Origin of the sequence: Shewanella decolorationis S12, assembly GCF_000485795.1 — a bacterium.
GTDB classification, from domain to species: domain Bacteria; phylum Pseudomonadota; class Gammaproteobacteria; order Enterobacterales; family Shewanellaceae; genus Shewanella; species Shewanella decolorationis.
Window position 1 is genome coordinate 37,842 of the sequence record NZ_AXZL01000069.1, and the last position, 16,954, is coordinate 54,795.

Below are 16,954 nucleotides of genomic sequence, written 5' to 3' on the forward strand. Positions count from 1 at the left end.
TTGGGCGAAAAGTGGCGACATGATACCACAGTCAAACGCCTACAGCCTTATGCAAATGATAGAAATGGTTAATTTTACCTTAGTGCAACATCTAATTAAGCTTAGCCTGTTACTCCGCCACGTATTCGGTCACTTCAAGACCAAAGCCTGAGAGTGAATGGTAACGCTTAGGGGAGCTTAAGAGTCGCATTTTTGTCACACCTAAACTGGCCAGAATTTGTGAACCCACACCGACGCGGCGCGACGTACCTTGCCATTTAGCCGATACAGGCGTTTGACCTTGATCTTCCGCTTCAAAGGCTTTGACTTTAGCGAGAATTTCACTTGAATGTTCTTGATTGCCAAGCAACACCAATACACCACCTTCGGCAGAAATCCGCGCCATCGCTTTTTCCAGCGGCCAGCTACGTTGCTGATCGCGCTCAGAGTGAAGTAGATCGTTAAACGTATTCTGTAAATGTACCCGCACTAAACAGTCAGGCTTCACCTCGCCCTTCACTAAGGCAAAGTGTAATTGATTGTCGATAGTATCCCTAAAGGTCACCATATCGAACTCGCCAAAGCGGGTTGGCAGTTTACATTTAGCTTCGCGCACGACAGTGGTTTCTTTGGTGTTACGGTATTCAATCAGTGCCGCAATAGTGCCGATTTTAATCCCATGTAATTCAGAGAAAATCTCTAAATCTGGGCGACGGGCCATAGTGCCGTCTTCATTGAGGATCTCAACAATCACCCCTGATGGTTCAAGCCCCGCTAAACGGGCTAAATCACAGCCCGCTTCAGTGTGACCAGCGCGGGTTAACACGCCGCCGTCCTGCGCCATTAATGGGAAGATATGACCAGGCTGAACTAAATCCGATGCCTTGGCATCTTTAGCCACGGCTGCTTTCACCGTCACCGCGCGATCGTGGGCCGAAATCCCGGTGGTTACGCCTTCTGCCGCTTCAATCGATACCGTAAAGTTAGTCGAGAACTGCGCATTATTGTTAGTCACCATCAAGGGCAGGTTTAACTGCTGGCAACGGGCTTTAGTCATGGTTTGGCAGATGAGTCCACGGCCGTATTTCGCCATAAAGTTAATCGCTTCAGGCGTCACCAACTCGGCCGCCATAATCAGGTCGCCTTCGTTTTCTCTGTCTTCGTCATCCATCAAAATAACCATTTTGCCTTGACGAATATCCTCGATGATCTCTTCTATACTGTGCAGCGCCATTGTAGGACCTTTATGATTTTACTGTTGTTATGAAATTCTATACCTAAGTGAGCTAAGTGCCAGTGCCCTAACGCACAAAGCCAGCACGGGCTAACATTTCCATGGTCACCCCACCGCCTTGAGTTTCTTTAGTATCAAAGCGCATTAAACGCTCTAAATAGCGGGCGATTAAATCCACTTCAATATTTACCTTATCGCCGGCTTTCAAATCCACCAGTGTGGTTTCACCCGCCGTATGAGGCACTATGGTTAAACGAAAACGGTGTCCATCGACCTCGTTTACCGTGAGGCTCACGCCATCGATGGTGATAGAACCTTTATGGGCAATATAGCGCGCCAGCTCAGTTGGCGCCGCTAGCCAAAACTCAATCGCTTGACCACGAACAAGACGCTGCTCTACGGTGGCAATGCCATCCACATGGCCGCTGACCATATGCCCGCCAAGGCGAGTTGTCGGGGTAACCGCTTTTTCAAGATTGACCTTAGTACCCACTTTATAGTTTGCAAAACCTGTGAGACTGACAGTTTCAGCCGACACATCCGCCACATAGCCATCGGCTAATTGCTGAACCACAGTCAAACATACACCGTTGGTGGCGATACTGTCGCCTAAACGCACATCGCTTAAATCCAGTTTGCCACTGGCGACCGTCAAACGAATATCATCGCCTTTACGTTCAAGCTTTCGCAGCGTGCCAACGGCCTCAATAATCCCAGTAAACATGGTTAACTCACTTATTCGCTAAAGATGGATTGGACGTGAGCCGCAAGGTGAAACGCGTATCCGCGCCCACTTTACGCTCATCGACCAGTTTGAGGGTCGGAATATCGGCCATCATTTGATAATCGGGTAATTCGAGTAGATTACGTCCTTGTGCGCCAAGGATTTTCATCGCTTGATACAGTACTAACTCATCGGCTAAACCCGCGCCGATAAAGGCACCTGCTAAGGTCGCGCCCGCTTCGATAAGCACCTGATTACAGCTTTTGCCTAAATAGCTTAAGAGTGTGGGCAGCGAGATGCGACCATCAATCGCCGGTAATTGAAGACAAGTCACATGGGACGGCAACTGCGCCATAAAGGCTGGCGAGTATGGCTCAGTTGAGACTAATAAAATCGGCGATTCAATCGCAAGCAAGGCTGCCTTAATCGGCATGCGGCAACGACTATCTAAAATCACCCGCAGCGGCTGTAAAATTTGCGCCTCACTCAATTGCGAGCTAAAACTGCCAAGCTCTGAGTAGCGCACATTGAGCGAAGGGTCATCGGCCAGTACGGTTTCAATCCCAGTGACCAGTGCGCAGGCGCGCAAACGTAAGCGCTGCACATCGCGGCGAGCTTCGGGGCCTGTAATCCATTTAGACACCCCGTTTGATAACGCGGTTTTGCCATCGAGACTCGCGGCAAGCTTTACCGTCACCCAAGGTAGGCCCGACTCCATGCGCTTCATAAAACCAAGATTTAAGGCGTAAGCTTCGTCGCGATGTAAACCGACATCCACTTGAATGCCCGCATCGCGCAGCATTTGAATACCGCGACCACCGACCTGCGGATTGGGATCTTCAACTGCGACCACCACTCGTTTTACACCAGTATTGATCAGCGCCAAGGCACAGGGCGGTGTGCGGCCATAATGGCTGCAAGGTTCTAAGGTGACATAGGCGGTCGCGCCACGGGCAAACTCGCCAGCCATCCGCAGTGCATGCACCTCGGCGTGGGGCTCGCCCGCTTTTTGATGATAACCTTCACCGACAATCTGATTATCTTTTACGATAACGCAGCCCACACTGGGATTGGGGCGAGTGGTATAAAATCCTTTGCGAGCCAGTTGTATGGCTCGGCTCATCATCTGGTTATCGAGTTCTGACCAATTCATATAAACCCTATGAAATCTTGAGGAAGCGTGCCCGAATGCGGCGCATAACGAGGCGCTAACCTAAGCGCTAACCTAAGATAACCCATGTTACTTTTGCAGTTTCGCAATCGCCTCACCAAATTCGGAGACGTCTTCAAAGGCGCGATAAACCGAGGCAAAACGAATATAGGCAACCTTGTCTAGGCTCATTAACTGTTCCATCATCAAGTTACCTATCATCTCGGAAGGCACTTCACGCTCGCCAGTCGCCCGCAGCGTTGACTTGATTTTACTTAAGGCCTGCTCGATTTCATCCATGGACACGGGGCGCTTTTCGACCGCGCGTAACATGCCTGCTTGCAGCTTTTCTTCATCGAAGGGTTGGCGCGTACCATCGCGTTTAATCACCCGTGGCATGACTAATTCGGCGCCTTCGAAGGTGGTAAATCTTTCGTGGCATTCGGTGCATTCTCGGCGACGACGCACTTGATGGCCTTCCGCCACTAATCGGGAATCGATCACTTTAGTATCTGTCGCGCTGCAAAATGGACAATGCATTGAGCCTCCTGCCGTGAATGGAATAAAGCCTATCTTGCTTAAACCGAGCAGGTTTAAGTCTAAGATTTTAGCAATAAAAATGGCCGCTTAATGCGGCCATGGGATTTTATCCTATTTATCGGCTGAGGTTAACCACCTAAGAGTGACACCCTAAGCAGTTGTGAACTCAGCCGCCATATTCAGATAAATTAACGAATTAACCGTAAACAGGGAAACGGGCGCACAGTGCCAATACTTGGCCTTTTACGCGCTCGATAACCGCTGGATTGTGGGCATCGTCGAGGATGTCACAGATCCAACCGGTTAACTCTTTCGCTTCAGCTTCTTTAAAGCCACGGCGAGTGATCGCAGGCGTACCAATACGTACACCAGAGGTCACGAATGGAGAACGTGGATCGTTTGGCACAGAGTTTTTGTTTACTGTGATGTTTGCGCTACCTAAAGCGGCATCGGCTTCTTTACCCGTCAGGTCGCGACCAATTAAGTCCACCAGCATTAAGTGGTTGTCAGTACCGCCAGAAACGATCTTGTAACCGCGCTCTAAGAACACTTCAACCATGGCTTTAGCGTTCTTAACCACTTGTTGTTGGTAAGCTTTGAACTCTGGCTCTAAAGCTTCTTTGAAGGCGACCGCTTTACCCGCGATAACGTGCATCAAAGGACCGCCTTGACCGCCTGGGAATACCGCTGAGTTCAGCTTCTTGTACAGCTCTTCATCGTCGGCAGCAGACAGAATGATACCACCACGAGGACCGGCTAAGGTCTTGTGAGTGGTTGACGTCACAACGTGAGCGTGTGGCACTGGGTTTGGATACACACCAGCGGCGATAAGACCCGCAACGTGTGCCATGTCGACAAACAGGTAAGCACCTATTTTGTCTGCAATTTCGCGCATTCTTGCCCAGTCAACGATGCCTGAGTAAGCAGAGAAACCACCGATCATCATCTTAGGCTTATGTTCAACCGCCAGACGTTCCATTTCGTCGTAGTCGATTTTGCCTGATTCATCGATGCCGTAAGGAATGATGTTGTACAGTCTACCGGAGAAGTTTACAGGTGAACCGTGGGTCAAGTGACCACCATGAGCGAGGTTCATACCTAAAACGGTATCGCCTGGTTTTAACAATGCCATGTAAACGGCGCTGTTTGCTTGAGAACCTGAGTGAGGTTGTACGTTTGCGTAAGTCGCACCAAACAGTTGTTTTGCACGCTCAATCGCTAAGGTTTCAACTACGTCCACATACTCACAACCACCGTAGTAACGCTTGCCTGGGTAACCTTCGGCGTACTTGTTGGTTAATTGTGAACCTTGCGCTTGCATCACGCGTGGACTGGTGTAGTTTTCAGAAGCAATCAGCTCAATATGCTCTTCTTGACGCAGAGTTTCGTTCTGAATTGCGTTGAACAGTTCCGGATCATAATCTGCGATATTCATATCTTTTTTCAGCATTGCTTACTCCAGCTGCCAATTCTTGTAGGTAGGGTTGCGCGGTATTCTACTCGTAACGAGCCGACAATCCCAGTCTCTGAAACATGAAAATCCTACAGTTTTACCTTGAACTCACCTCAATGCCGAGTTGAGTTCGGCGCACAATCGAGTAGAATTAGCCGCATCATTAGTCACTTATAGATGCAGAAAAATGGCTCAGTTTGTTTACAGCATGCTGCGGGTGGGCAAGGTTGTTCCTCCTAAGAAGCAGATCCTTAAAGACATTTCCTTAAGCTTTTTCCCCGGCGCTAAGATCGGTGTGTTAGGTCTTAACGGTTCAGGTAAATCCACCCTACTGCGCATCATGGCCGGTATCGATACCGAAATTGAGGGTGAAGCGCGTCCAATGCCGGGCCTGAAGATTGGTTACCTGCCACAGGAACCGAAACTCGACCCAACGCAAACCGTACGTGAGGCGATTGAAGAAGCGGTTTCTGAAGCCAAAAATGCCCTCAAACGCTTAGACGAAGTCTATGCGGCTTACGCGGATCCAGATGCAGACTTCGACGCCCTTGCCAAAGAGCAAGGTGAACTCGAAGCGATCATTCAGGCGCAGGACGCCCACAATCTGGACAACATCCTCGAACGTGCGGCGAACGCCCTGCGTCTGCCAGATTGGGATGAAAAGATTGAAGTCTTATCGGGTGGTGAGCGCCGCCGTGTGGCGATTTGCCGTCTGCTGCTGGAAAAGCCAGAGATGCTGCTACTCGACGAACCGACCAACCACTTGGACGCCGAATCAGTCGCTTGGCTCGAACACTTCCTGCAGGAATACTCGGGCACCGTTGTGGCGATTACCCACGACCGTTACTTCCTCGACAATGCTGCTGGTTGGATTTTAGAACTTGACCGTGGTGAGGGTATCCCATGGGAAGGCAACTACTCTTCATGGCTTGAGCAAAAAGATGCTCGCTTGAAGCAGGAATCGGCCGCTGAAAGCGCGCGTCAAAAGACCATTGCAAAAGAATTAGAATGGGTTCGCCAAGGTGCGAAAGGCCGTCAGTCTAAGGGCAAAGCCCGTATGGCGCGCTTCGAAGAGCTGAACACCACAGATTACCAAAAACGTAACGAAACCAACGAGCTGTTTATTCCGCCTGGACCACGTTTAGGTGATAAAGTCATCGAAGTGAAGAACTTAACCAAGTCCTATGGTGATCGCGTGCTAATCGATAACCTGTCGTTCTCGATTCCTAAGGGCGCGATCGTCGGTATTATCGGAGCCAACGGTGCAGGTAAATCGACCCTGTTCCGCATGCTGTCTGGCAGCGAGCAACCTGATAGTGGCACCATTGAGATAGGTGAAACAGTACAACTGGCGTCGGTTGAGCAGTTCCGCGATTCGATGAATGACAAGAACACCATTTGGCAAGAAATCTCTGGTGGTCAAGACATCATGCGCATCAACAACATGGAAATTCCAAGTCGCGCCTATGTTGGCCGCTTTAACTTCCGTGGTGCGGATCAGCAAAAGATTATCGGTACTCTATCGGGCGGTGAGCGCAACCGTGTTCACTTAGCTAAACTGTTACAGGCTGGCGGTAACGTACTGCTCCTCGACGAACCAACCAACGACTTAGACGTTGAAACCCTGCGCGCACTGGAAGAAGCGATCCTCGAATTCCCGGGTTGCGCTATGGTGATCTCGCACGACCGTTGGTTCTTAGACCGTATCGCGACCCACATTCTGGACTACCGCGACGAAGGCCAAGTAAACTTCTACGAAGGTAACTACACCGAATACTCGGCATGGTTGAAGAACACCTATGGTGCCGATGTGATTGAACCACACCGCTTAAAATACAAGCGTATGACGAAATAGATTTAGAACCTAACCTTATTTAAGGAGCTTAACTCGAAAGAGTTAAGCTCCTTTTTTATGGTAATTGATTAGGCAGAACTGACTTTGGCGCTATTTCAAACTAGCAAAATAAGCCACCAGCATATCCATCATCACTCTTAATGCAGGCTGCATATGTTTACGGGATTGATATACGCCGTATACGCCCAAGGTTTGAGGTTGAAACTCCAGCAACAATGGCACTAATTCGCCAGTGTCGAGATAGGGCTTCGCCGCCCACAGGGGCTGCATGGCAATCCCCTCCCCCGCTAAAGTAGCGTTTAACACCACCATAGAATCATTGGCACTTAAATTACCTCTTACGGGAATATTAAAAAGCTGTCCTGCCTCGATACCATCAGGATGATTAATTTGAGTAAAACGCCACATCACATCGCCAAAGTAGGAATAGGTCAGGCAATTATGCCGGGTTAAATCCTCAGGATGTGTGACAGCCGAATGGGTGGCAAGGTAACGTGGCGAGGCGCAGACCACGGACTCACATTCCCCTAAGCGCCTTGCGATAAGTGAAGGATCGAGTTCGTTGGTGATTCGAATAGCAAGATCGATGCGCTCAGCGACTAAATCAACGGTTTGACTCGTTACATGAAAGTTCACACTCGCCTGAGGATATTGGGCTAAGTAGGGACGAACGACCGTGGGAAGGAGCAAATGCGCCATAAATTGCGAACAGCTAATCCGCAATAATCCTCTGGGTTGGGCGCTTTGGGCATGACTGACGGTGGGGACTTCCTGTGCTAATTCAAGCAAACGCTGGCAGTAATCGAGCACTTGCTCGCCCGCACTGGTCAAGCTCAAACGTCTTGTCGAGCGGTGCAACAAACGTGCGCCCGACCATTCCTCCATCTCGGCCAAATAACGAGTTACCATAGAGCGCGACATATCTAACGCCTCGGCGGCGCCAATCATGCTCCCCCGATCGACGATAGTCACAAACACCTTTGCCGCTTCGAGTCTATCCATGGTTTATCCGCCTTTATGTTGATTGCCTTGCACTAAATAATCGGTTTTAAACGTGTATTCATCCGAATTATGCAACAAATAAGCGCAATTTGTCGTGTTTATCTAAGTTTTTTTGCAACCTAAACTAAGCTCACTTTTGCAGCAGTGCAAATCACCGAATCCTATTTGAATGAATAAGTGAGAACAGAAATGACACTATTGAATGCTCTAAAATTAACCTCTTTGAAACCCCAGTTAGCCGCAACCATGCTGGTGGCGGGAATGGCTACTGCTCAGGCAGCACCTTTGCAAGTGAGCCATTTTAATCCGGGCGAAAACAGTATTTTTGCGGTGTCTTCCAGCTTTATCAGTGGCGAACATGAAATGATGTTGGTCGATGCTCAATTTCAAAAAAATGATGCCCAAACCCTAGTGGATACCATTAAAGCCAGCGGTAAAAAGCTTACCTTGGTGTATATCAGCCATAGCGATCCGGATTTTTACTTTGGGTTGGATGTGATTAAACAAAACTTCCCCGAGGTCGAAATTGTCGCCACTCAAACTACGGTCGATGATATTAAAGCCTCGATGGAGGGCAAACTGGCCTACTGGGGACCGATTTTAAAGGACAATGCCCCGAGCCAATTAGTGCTGCCTAAGGTGGTCACCACCAATCACTTTAGTATCGACGGTGAACAAGTGCTGATTGAAGGGCTAGAGGATGCTCACCCTAAGCATACCTTCCTGTGGGTACCGTCGGCTAAAACTATCACTGGCGGCGTTGAAGTATTTGATAACACACATGTTTGGATGGCAGACACTCAAAGTGTAGAGTCGCGTAAAGCTTGGTTAACCCATTTAGAAAAGATGGAAGCCTTATCCCCCAAAGAGGTTATCCCTGGACATTATCTCGGTGATGCCAGATTTGATAAGCGCGCCATCGCCTTTACTCGCGATTATATTAATGCCTTTGAAAAGGCAGCCAAAACAGCAAAAGATTCTGCGGACTTAATCGCCAAGATGCTCACGCTCTACCCACAAATTCCTTTAGATGCGGGGCTTGAGATCAGTGCCAAAGTGATTATGGGTGAAATGCGCTGGCCAATGTAACCAAATTGGGGCATGGCTAATCATGCCCCACTCATTCAAAGGGTTGTGCATTAACTCACGAGTCAGAGCACAAAATAGTTTTGTAGGAAGCACATAAATGAATACCACAGACAATCCCAAGGCCGTTTTACATGCCATTATCGATCCTCTGTGCGGTTGGTGTTACGCGGCCGCACCGCTGTTTGATGCTGCAGCCGCTGCCGGATTTACCATCAAACTCCATGCGGGTGGCATGCTCACAGGGCCAAGGCGCAAACAGATTGATAACCAATGGCGCGATTACGTCATGCCCCATGACCAACGGATTGCCGCGCTAACGGGACAAGCCTTTGGTGAAAACTACTACGAAGGCCTATTGCGTGACACGAGTATCGTATTGGATTCGGCGCCGCCGATCAGGGCGTTACTCGCTGTGGCCGCCTTAGGAGGCGATGATTTAGCCTACTTACATGCGGTGCAGCTCGCCCATTATCGCGATGGCAAATGTGCGAGTGATGAAGGCAATTTGCATCTTTTAGCAGAAGAATTAGCGCTAAACGGTGCCGACTTTGCCCAAGAATACGCTAAAAATGAAGACGCATTCTATCAACATATATTGGAAACTCGGGCGTTAATGAATCAGCTCGGCGCCCAAGGGTTTCCGACGGTAGCGCTAGAAACCAGCGAAGGCAATTTAAAACTGCTCAACCACAGCCGCTTTTACGGCCAACCTTCGGCTTGGCTTGAATATTTGAATGAACAGCTATCCTAATCGGTAGCTCTCTTATCAAGTTGGTGATTAAAAGTATGCGCCTTAGGGAGTTGACTACCTAAGGCGTAATACCTTCGTCCAGAGCATAAGGCGATTAGCTAAGTCTTTTTAAAGGCTTAGCCAATCTATTAGCCTTGATTTTCTGGGGCAAGCTCGGCTTGCTTAGCCTCTTCAAGAGTAAAACTCTCGGAGTTTTTCACACACTCAAGTACCGCTTTAGCGTAGAGTGGAATAGGTTTATCCCGCGGTAAACGGGGTAATTCGGTCCCAGGTAAAGAAAGCAGATACTGATTGACCTTAGATTCAAACCACGAGAAGCGTATTAACTTAAGCCCTTGGTTTGTTTCTAAATAGCATTTGTAATCCTGTCGTTTCTCGGTTTCTGCCGCCATCGCAGGCCATTGGAGTCCCGATAGCAGCAACAAACCCAAAGCACCGTATTTCATCATAAGGTTATCACTCATCTCAACTCGTTAACTCTATGCATTATTGACTAATGTAATAATAAATTTTGTTCGTTGTTGGCCCACCACCAATACACTTAGGGTTACCACTTTCACATGTCGCCTCATCAGGTACCGCATTACCAATACCAATCAAAAACATATCTGGCGTAGGTACTTTGGCATTCGGATCCTTAGGCTGCTCGGCGGGAGGTATCACCAACTGCGGCGTATCCAGTACCAGTTCGCCGGCATATAAATAATCCGTTTTGTAACCACGAGTGCCTCTATGTAAATTCATCTTATAGAGATAACCCTTACCCGAATTTAAGCATTGATTGACTGAAGCATCGCTGCCGGGCACAAAACTGGTGAAATACACTTCCCCCCCGACTATGGTCGCGGACGAAAGGCTCTTTTCACCTTTCCGGGAAAAGTTATAGTACCAGCCTCGTTTTTGACTAAAGGCAATCTCGCTAGCTTGATCGTTTGGCGCAGCCGAACTGACATCATATAAATCGCTTAACTGCAAGGCACTTGGTATCGGCTTTTGATTAGACTTACCTTGGAAAGATTGAGTGACTATGTTCCTATCTTGCAACACAAAAAACATATCCGAGCGAGATACATCACTCGGCTTTGCCCTGTGACCGCTGCCAACAACCACGGCATCGTAGGGAATATTTTGCGTCGTCACTGTCTTAGTGGATTTTCCATTCACCACCTGAGTTAACTCGAAGGTATTAGTCATAATGGTTTGTGCAACCGTGGGGCCGGAGAAGAAACGTCTGTCACTTGCCACCGCACTCTTATCCCCTAATGCGGCAAATTTAAATCCTGACCAAGTCGCCGAATCCGCCGAAGGCATGTCCATCCGCCACACATTTCCTTGAGTGTCAGTAGCATAGAGTCTATCTGTTCGACCATCGCCATTACCGTCTAACACGGCAACACTACTCGGAATACTATTTGCAATACCGGGCAGCACTGTGTTTGCGCCGCTGCCGCCAAATTGATGGATTAGCGCCCCCGTTTGCGCATCGACAATAAACACCCCTCGACCACGGCTGTCGTCACTACCAATCTCAGCACCATCCTTGGTCGCAGGGGAATATCCCGCACCAAAGATAAGCACGGGTTTATCCCCTGAAGCGCTTGGAATCGTGGTAACTACAGGCGTAGACCAAGATTGACCCAACTCCCCCATCCCTGGCGAACTGGCATCAATCTTCCACATAAAAGTAGGGTTATTGGGGGAAGAGATGTCGAGGGCATAATAGGCATTTCCACCACGACGCATCCCCACAAAAACCCATGCTTTTTCAACCCGTTTACCCTGCATTTTGGTATAGGCCACTGGCGAGCCATCAATACCGTAAACAGAGTGAACGCCCGTTGGCGCATTGGCCTTCAAATCGCGAAGATTTGGCAGCAACTCATAGGGGATGAATCCCCAAGTCTCTGACACTGCATTACCTTCATCCTTAAACATATGCAGGAACCCATGATTAGTCCCGACAAGAATTCGGATATCGGGCTTATCTTCAGATCCAAAGTTGAGTGCTAAGGGTTTGGAATGTAAAGCATCCCCCATTATATCGGTGCGCCAATTAGGGGTTGCGCCACTGACAGCACCTAAATCCTGATTCTTATCATTATCAACATCGATGCCCTTGGTCCAATCAAATAAGTTGGTCAACTCAGTTTCATCGACCCCCATATAGAAGGCTAAACGTGCATTACCACCCGCTTTTCGAGAAGCGTTAGACAGAGTGAAAGGGCTCAAGCCTGTACCTAAATTACTGTATAGGGTACGGCTGTTGGCCTGCTGCATTGAGGCTAGTACCCCGCCCCGCTTCACATCGTTACCATCACCACCAGCAGCACACTCATCGGCCGGGGTCCAATAGGAACAAGCATCAGCTTTGATATTGCCATCCTCACCTATTGCATTATTGCCTTTACTATCGACGACATCGCCACTACTGGTCACCTTAAATTTCTTGATATTCCCTAACCATCTCGGGCCTTTGTTCGGCAAGAACATAGAGTAATAGGCAGAATCAAAGGTTTGCGTTCGATTAAAGTTATTACTTGCCACTGAGGGCGAGGTAAAGCTGGCATTTTTTTCGAGGATATTGTTTAAGGCCGTTTGTAATGAAGAACGTAATTTGCTGGCATCGGTCGCATCGTAATACTTGCCACCACCATTTTCAGCGGTTTGTTTAAGTAGATGTTCGGCACTGGCTGCACCTTCACTAAAGCCAATGGTAAAGGTCCTAACGGTTTGTTTGCCTGAGGAATTAGGATTAACGTCTTCATTTCTCATCCAGCCAGAAAGCGCACTTAAGTAACTAACAGGCCTGGAAGTATGTTTTCCAACGCCTTTGGTTAACTGTTCAACCAAATTATTGGCCGCATTATCCAGCGTTGGCTCACCGTCGGTGATATAGATGATATAAGCTTCATTTTGGCAACGTTTAAAGGGCGAGTTATAGTTATTGGTCCCTTTTACCAAGGCTTCCGGATCGGTAAAGGGGTTTCTATTCGCTTGGTAAGTCCCCTGATATCGCCCCCACTGATCGTAATAATGGTAATCGCTGTCGTCGTCACCAAAATACTGACTCTGCCCACCAAAATAACGATATGCCTCATAGAGGGTTTCGCATAAAGGGGTATTTTGAGCATAGTTAATATCATTAACTCCACTGAGCAAATCAATTTTAGCTTGGGCAGACATAGGTTTAATCCCTGAGATTATCCGTCCACCGTCACGCTTTCCTTCATCTGGACCATTCATGTTAAAAATCGCCAGTCCAAAATCGACTCCCGGCGTAGTTAAGATCACGCTTTCAATCGCATCCTTGGCCAATGCTAAGCGCGTTTTATTGACCTTGGTTTTAGGGCCATGCAGCCAGTTTAGATAATCTTCCGTATAGACAGTAACCACTTTGCCAGTACCAAAACCGGTATTTTCTGCTTTTGCCTTAGCGGCGGCCTTGGCACTATCTGATGAGTTAGCATTGACCGCGGTGTAACGTACAGGTTTATTTGGTGTTCCTAAACTGTCCACGGGTAACCCTTGGGCTTCAGATGCTGCGTTACCGAATTTGTCCTCTTGGATATCTTCAAAACAATCGACAGCGAGGATCGAGCCACCATTTAACTCAGAAAACTCTCTCCAAGAGCCTGAACCGCCCGAAAAACCATATTCCCTAAAGAACCCAGTAAAGGTGCCGTAACGGTTAAGATATTCCCATGAGCTCTCGCAGCCATTGAGCGAACCTCTAAACTTACGCTTTTCCTGCCGCGAACTAGGGTTAGGCGCAGTAGTATTTTCCGACGAACCTCGGCTATAAAATAAATTCCCCGATTGGGCGTAATTTATTTTGCGCTTATTTTCGTAAGGCGCTTCAACATCATATGCAAGACTACTCATGCTGCCCGAGTTATCAAAAATAATCAGCACTTGAGGACGCGAACCATTGCGCGCAGAAGCTTCAAAGACATAAAGTTCAGTGTCATCGGCATGACTCGGCGCTATAAATAAACTCGCAGCACACACAATGACACTCGAAAGAATAAAAGAAACAACCGACGTTAGCGTATGGCAAACGTTTTGTTTACGAATTATCCTGATAATTAACGAGAACAAACGAACAAGAGAGAATACCAACCAATTACTGGGTTGGTATTTTAAAAAATACGGGTTCATAAAGTACGCATATAGGTTATTTAGACAAACACACATCAACCTAAGGCTTGACACTTTAAATCACACTATTACAAATAACGGCGAAGCAAAGTTACCGAATTGAATCCAGTAAAATCATAACATTAGGTATCTAATGTTGCTTTTTATCATTACCAACACTTATTTGGCAATAAATATAAAAACTATTTAAACTAAAACGAAAATATCAATAAAAGATGTATCGATAGCAATATCACCCATCTATTTATTTGAACAACCTGATATAAACAAGCTTTCAAGTAACCGTATAAAACCCTATATAACAAATGGGTAAATAAAGCTAAAAATAATTAGGGCGTGACGTTTCGAGATTAGATTTTGTTCGTTATGGCAAGCACGTGCTCGCGAAACGAAGAATGATGTGCAGTTATTCTACTCAAATGACGAGCGGCCCTTATGACAGAAAGTAAGAGCAAGGGCTTGCCAGACAAACCTTAGGGCAGTATGCAAAGCATGGTTTTTAATCGCTTGCCCATAAAATAATCTATCAAATGCTCCCTTGCTACATTCCATTATTAACATTATGCTAACCACCCCTGAATAGGTGGCAAAAACGATAATAAGGAACATCGAATGAACATACTCTCCGAATTTGGCCTAGCTGATCCCCAAAGCCCATCGCAGGAGGTGTTCACGAACGTATCAACCAAAAAACGTTATGCTATCGCTACTCAAGGCGCTTTAGTTTCACTGCTCAGTTTATTTTCTATAGCCACTCATAGTGCAGAACCAACTGCCACAAACGCCTCGGTTACCGATGGCCCCTATGTGTTTCTCAACCAAGGACAAGAAAATACCGCCTACTGGATTTGCCAAAGTGAATTAAAGCAAACCCCTATCGCAAACAACCAATTAGCTCGCCCCAATGATTGCGGCAACTTGCCACAACCTTTACGCCATGACGAAGCCCCTCAGATTGAAGCCGATACTTACACCCATGCGGGTAAAATTGTGGCCTTAAGCGATGTGCATGGCCAATTTGATGTGATGATTAACTTGCTCAAAGCCCACAAGATTATTGATGAAAATAATCATTGGGCCTTTGGCGATGGTCATATGGTGATGACGGGCGATATGTTCGACCGCGGTCACCAAGTCAACGAAGTCCTGTGGTTTTTATATGAGTTAGACAAGGAAGCGCAAGCCGCTGGCGGTCGATTACATTTACTGATGGGCAACCACGAGCAAATGGTGTTTCGCGGCGACTTACGTTATGTGAATGAGCGCTATCAAACCTCGGCCGAATTACTCAATCGCAGCTATGATGCGCTCTACAACAAAGACACCGAAATCGGCCGTTGGCTTCGTAGTAAAAACACGCTAGTGAAGATCAACAATCTGCTATTTATGCACGGTGGAATAAGCCCTGAGTGGGTCGAGCGTAAACTCAACATTAGCGATGCCAATCAGTTATTTCGCCAACATTTAGACGATAAAAAAGAAGATTTAAAACAAAACGATCTGCTGAACTTCCTGTTTTTCACTAACGGACCCACTTGGTACCGTGGCTACTTTAAGGATGCGCTCAGCGAAAAAGAAATTGACCAGATACTAAACTATTTTAAGGTTGACCATATCATAGTCGGACACACCTCGCAGGATCGTGTTCTTGGGCTTTACCATAATAAAATCATTGCTATAGATAGCAGCATTAAGAATGGTCAATCTGGCGAGCTATTGCTGATAGACAAAGATAAACTTACCCGCGGCCTCTATCAGGGTGAGCAAGTACAACTTTAAGCCATTAGAACAACATTAAAGGATTAAGGGTTTATGGCATTCCCCCATAAGCCCTATTTTTTCGAGATTATGATTCGACTCGATATCCATTTTTCGCTGTAGTTATGGATAGTTATTGCCATACTTATTGCCACAGTTGTTCTTATAGCTATCGCCACAGCCGTTGTCATAGCTCTCACCATAATGACAACCACAGAAAATTCCCACTCAAGATTCAAACACACCCTATACTCAGCAAAGTGACTGTTTATTTTAAGGGATGAGTATGAACCTCAAGTCGCTAATCAACATTAGCCTTGTGTTATCACTCTTAGGATTACCCGCCCCCTGTGTGGCAGGGCGAGATTTAACGTTGGTGGCGACTAACTATCCTCCCTTTTATAGCAGTGAGTTACCCGATCAAGGTGGCGTCGCGCTTGTGGTCAAAGAAGCCTTTAAACGTCAGGGTTACAATGCCAGTGTCAAATTCTATCCCTTCGCGCGGGCAGCATTGCTCGTTAAAACCGGCCAAGCCGATGGCATTATTGGCCTTTGGTACCGTAAAGAACGTGAGCAATGGGCACACTATTCCGATCCCATCCAGGCAGTTCAAATTGTGTTTTATAAACGCAAGGATAATCCGTTAAGTTTTAGCCAATTAACAGAGCTAAAGCCCTTCACCATAGGCATTGGTCGCGGCTATGCCAATCCACCTGAGATAGCCGCCGCGGGATTGACAACAGAAGAAGGCAGTTCAGATGAGATGAATCTTAAGAAATTATTTCTAAAACGTATCGACTTAGTCTTAATAGGCCACAATCTTGCTCAGTATTTAATCAAGCAACATGAAAGTGAATTTACCGATGCCTTCGAACAAGTTGGCGATCCTATCGCGACTGAAGTATTTCATTTAGGGGTTTCATTAGCCGTTAGCGATCAAACAACCTTAGTGTCTGAGTTTAACAAAGGGCTTGAATCAATGGAGAAAGATGGCCGTTTAGCCGAGATTTTAAGCCAGTTTCCGCAACTTCCGCCCGCCGTCGATCCGATAGAAAAAATACGAACACAAGCACATCCTTAGGCGCATAACTAGGCTATTTTACTTTGGGTAAAAATAGCCTAGAAAACTTAACGTTGACGCCCTCAACAAAAAACACAATTTCTTTCACTTTCGAGTGCTTAACTTTACAAACTTTTACCCACCTGATGACGGTTATTCACTAGAATAGCGCCATTAGTACGAACGCCTGTTAACTGTTTT

General features: G+C 47.1%; 13 protein-coding genes. 5 read left to right on the forward strand and 8 right to left on the reverse strand.

Annotation, left to right across the window (positions count from 1 at the left end):
* Positions 1 to 109: 109 nt before the first annotated feature.
* The 5 genes from ribBA to glyA form a co-directional block, all read right to left on the reverse strand.
* Entirely contained in the window at positions 110 to 1,213 is a 1,104-nt protein-coding gene (gene ribBA / locus SHD_RS13175; RefSeq protein WP_023267564.1) for a bifunctional 3,4-dihydroxy-2-butanone-4-phosphate synthase/GTP cyclohydrolase II, read from the reverse strand.
* A gap of 67 nt (positions 1,214 to 1,280) precedes the next feature.
* A complete protein-coding gene (locus SHD_RS13180; RefSeq protein ID WP_023267565.1) occupies positions 1,281 to 1,937 on the reverse strand; it encodes a riboflavin synthase in 657 nt (218 codons plus the stop codon).
* 7 nt (positions 1,938 to 1,944) lie between these two features.
* Positions 1,945 to 3,090, reverse strand: a complete 1,146-nt coding sequence (gene ribD, locus SHD_RS13185; protein WP_023267566.1) for a bifunctional diaminohydroxyphosphoribosylaminopyrimidine deaminase/5-amino-6-(5-phosphoribosylamino)uracil reductase RibD — start codon at positions 3,088 to 3,090, stop codon at positions 1,945 to 1,947.
* 87 nt (positions 3,091 to 3,177) lie between these two features.
* Positions 3,178 to 3,627 (reverse strand): transcriptional regulator NrdR, encoded by a 450-nt coding sequence (gene nrdR, locus SHD_RS13190; RefSeq protein WP_011073317.1) that lies wholly within the window; start codon positions 3,625 to 3,627, stop codon positions 3,178 to 3,180.
* Between the two features lie 196 nt (positions 3,628 to 3,823).
* Positions 3,824 to 5,077, reverse strand: coding sequence for a serine hydroxymethyltransferase (gene glyA / locus SHD_RS13195; RefSeq protein WP_011625551.1), 1,254 nt, complete (start codon positions 5,075 to 5,077; stop codon positions 3,824 to 3,826).
* 190 nt (positions 5,078 to 5,267) lie between these two features.
* Between glyA and ettA the strand changes: the two genes are divergently transcribed.
* On the forward strand, positions 5,268 to 6,935 hold the full coding sequence (ettA, locus tag SHD_RS13200) for an energy-dependent translational throttle protein EttA (RefSeq protein ID WP_023267567.1): 1,668 nt from the start codon (positions 5,268 to 5,270) through the stop codon (positions 6,933 to 6,935).
* Positions 6,936 to 7,025: 90 nt separating this feature from the next.
* Here the strand turns inward: ettA and SHD_RS13205 are convergent, their stop codons facing one another.
* Positions 7,026 to 7,937, reverse strand: coding sequence for a LysR family transcriptional regulator (locus tag SHD_RS13205; RefSeq protein ID WP_023267568.1), 912 nt, complete (start codon positions 7,935 to 7,937; stop codon positions 7,026 to 7,028).
* 189 nt (positions 7,938 to 8,126) lie between these two features.
* Here SHD_RS13205 and SHD_RS13210 point away from each other — a divergent pair, with 189 nt between their 5' ends.
* Both SHD_RS13210 and SHD_RS13215 read left to right on the forward strand, forming a co-directional pair.
* Positions 8,127 to 9,026, forward strand: coding sequence for an MBL fold metallo-hydrolase (locus SHD_RS13210; protein WP_023267569.1), 900 nt, complete (start codon positions 8,127 to 8,129; stop codon positions 9,024 to 9,026).
* Positions 9,027 to 9,123: 97 nt separating this feature from the next.
* Positions 9,124 to 9,777 carry a DsbA family protein gene (locus tag SHD_RS13215; RefSeq protein WP_023267570.1) on the forward strand — a complete coding sequence of 218 codons (654 nt, stop codon included), beginning with the start codon at positions 9,124 to 9,126 and terminating at the stop codon, positions 9,775 to 9,777.
* A gap of 128 nt (positions 9,778 to 9,905) precedes the next feature.
* On the opposite strand, the gene SHD_RS13220 is transcribed toward SHD_RS13215, so the two are convergent.
* Entirely contained in the window at positions 9,906 to 10,241 is a 336-nt protein-coding gene (locus SHD_RS13220; RefSeq protein ID WP_023267571.1) for a TapY2 family type IVa secretion system protein, read from the reverse strand.
* A 22-nt stretch (positions 10,242 to 10,263) separates the two neighbouring features.
* Entirely contained in the window at positions 10,264 to 13,935 is a 3,672-nt protein-coding gene (locus SHD_RS13225; protein ID WP_023267572.1) for a pilus assembly protein, read from the reverse strand.
* A 612-nt stretch (positions 13,936 to 14,547) separates the two neighbouring features.
* Here SHD_RS13225 and SHD_RS13230 point away from each other — a divergent pair.
* Entirely contained in the window at positions 14,548 to 15,714 is a 1,167-nt protein-coding gene (locus SHD_RS13230) for a metallophosphoesterase (protein ID WP_023267573.1), read from the forward strand.
* 265 nt (positions 15,715 to 15,979) lie between these two features.
* Positions 15,980 to 16,774, forward strand: coding sequence for a substrate-binding periplasmic protein (locus SHD_RS13235; RefSeq protein WP_023267574.1), 795 nt, complete (start codon positions 15,980 to 15,982; stop codon positions 16,772 to 16,774).
* The last annotated feature ends 180 nt before the right edge of the window (positions 16,775 to 16,954 follow it).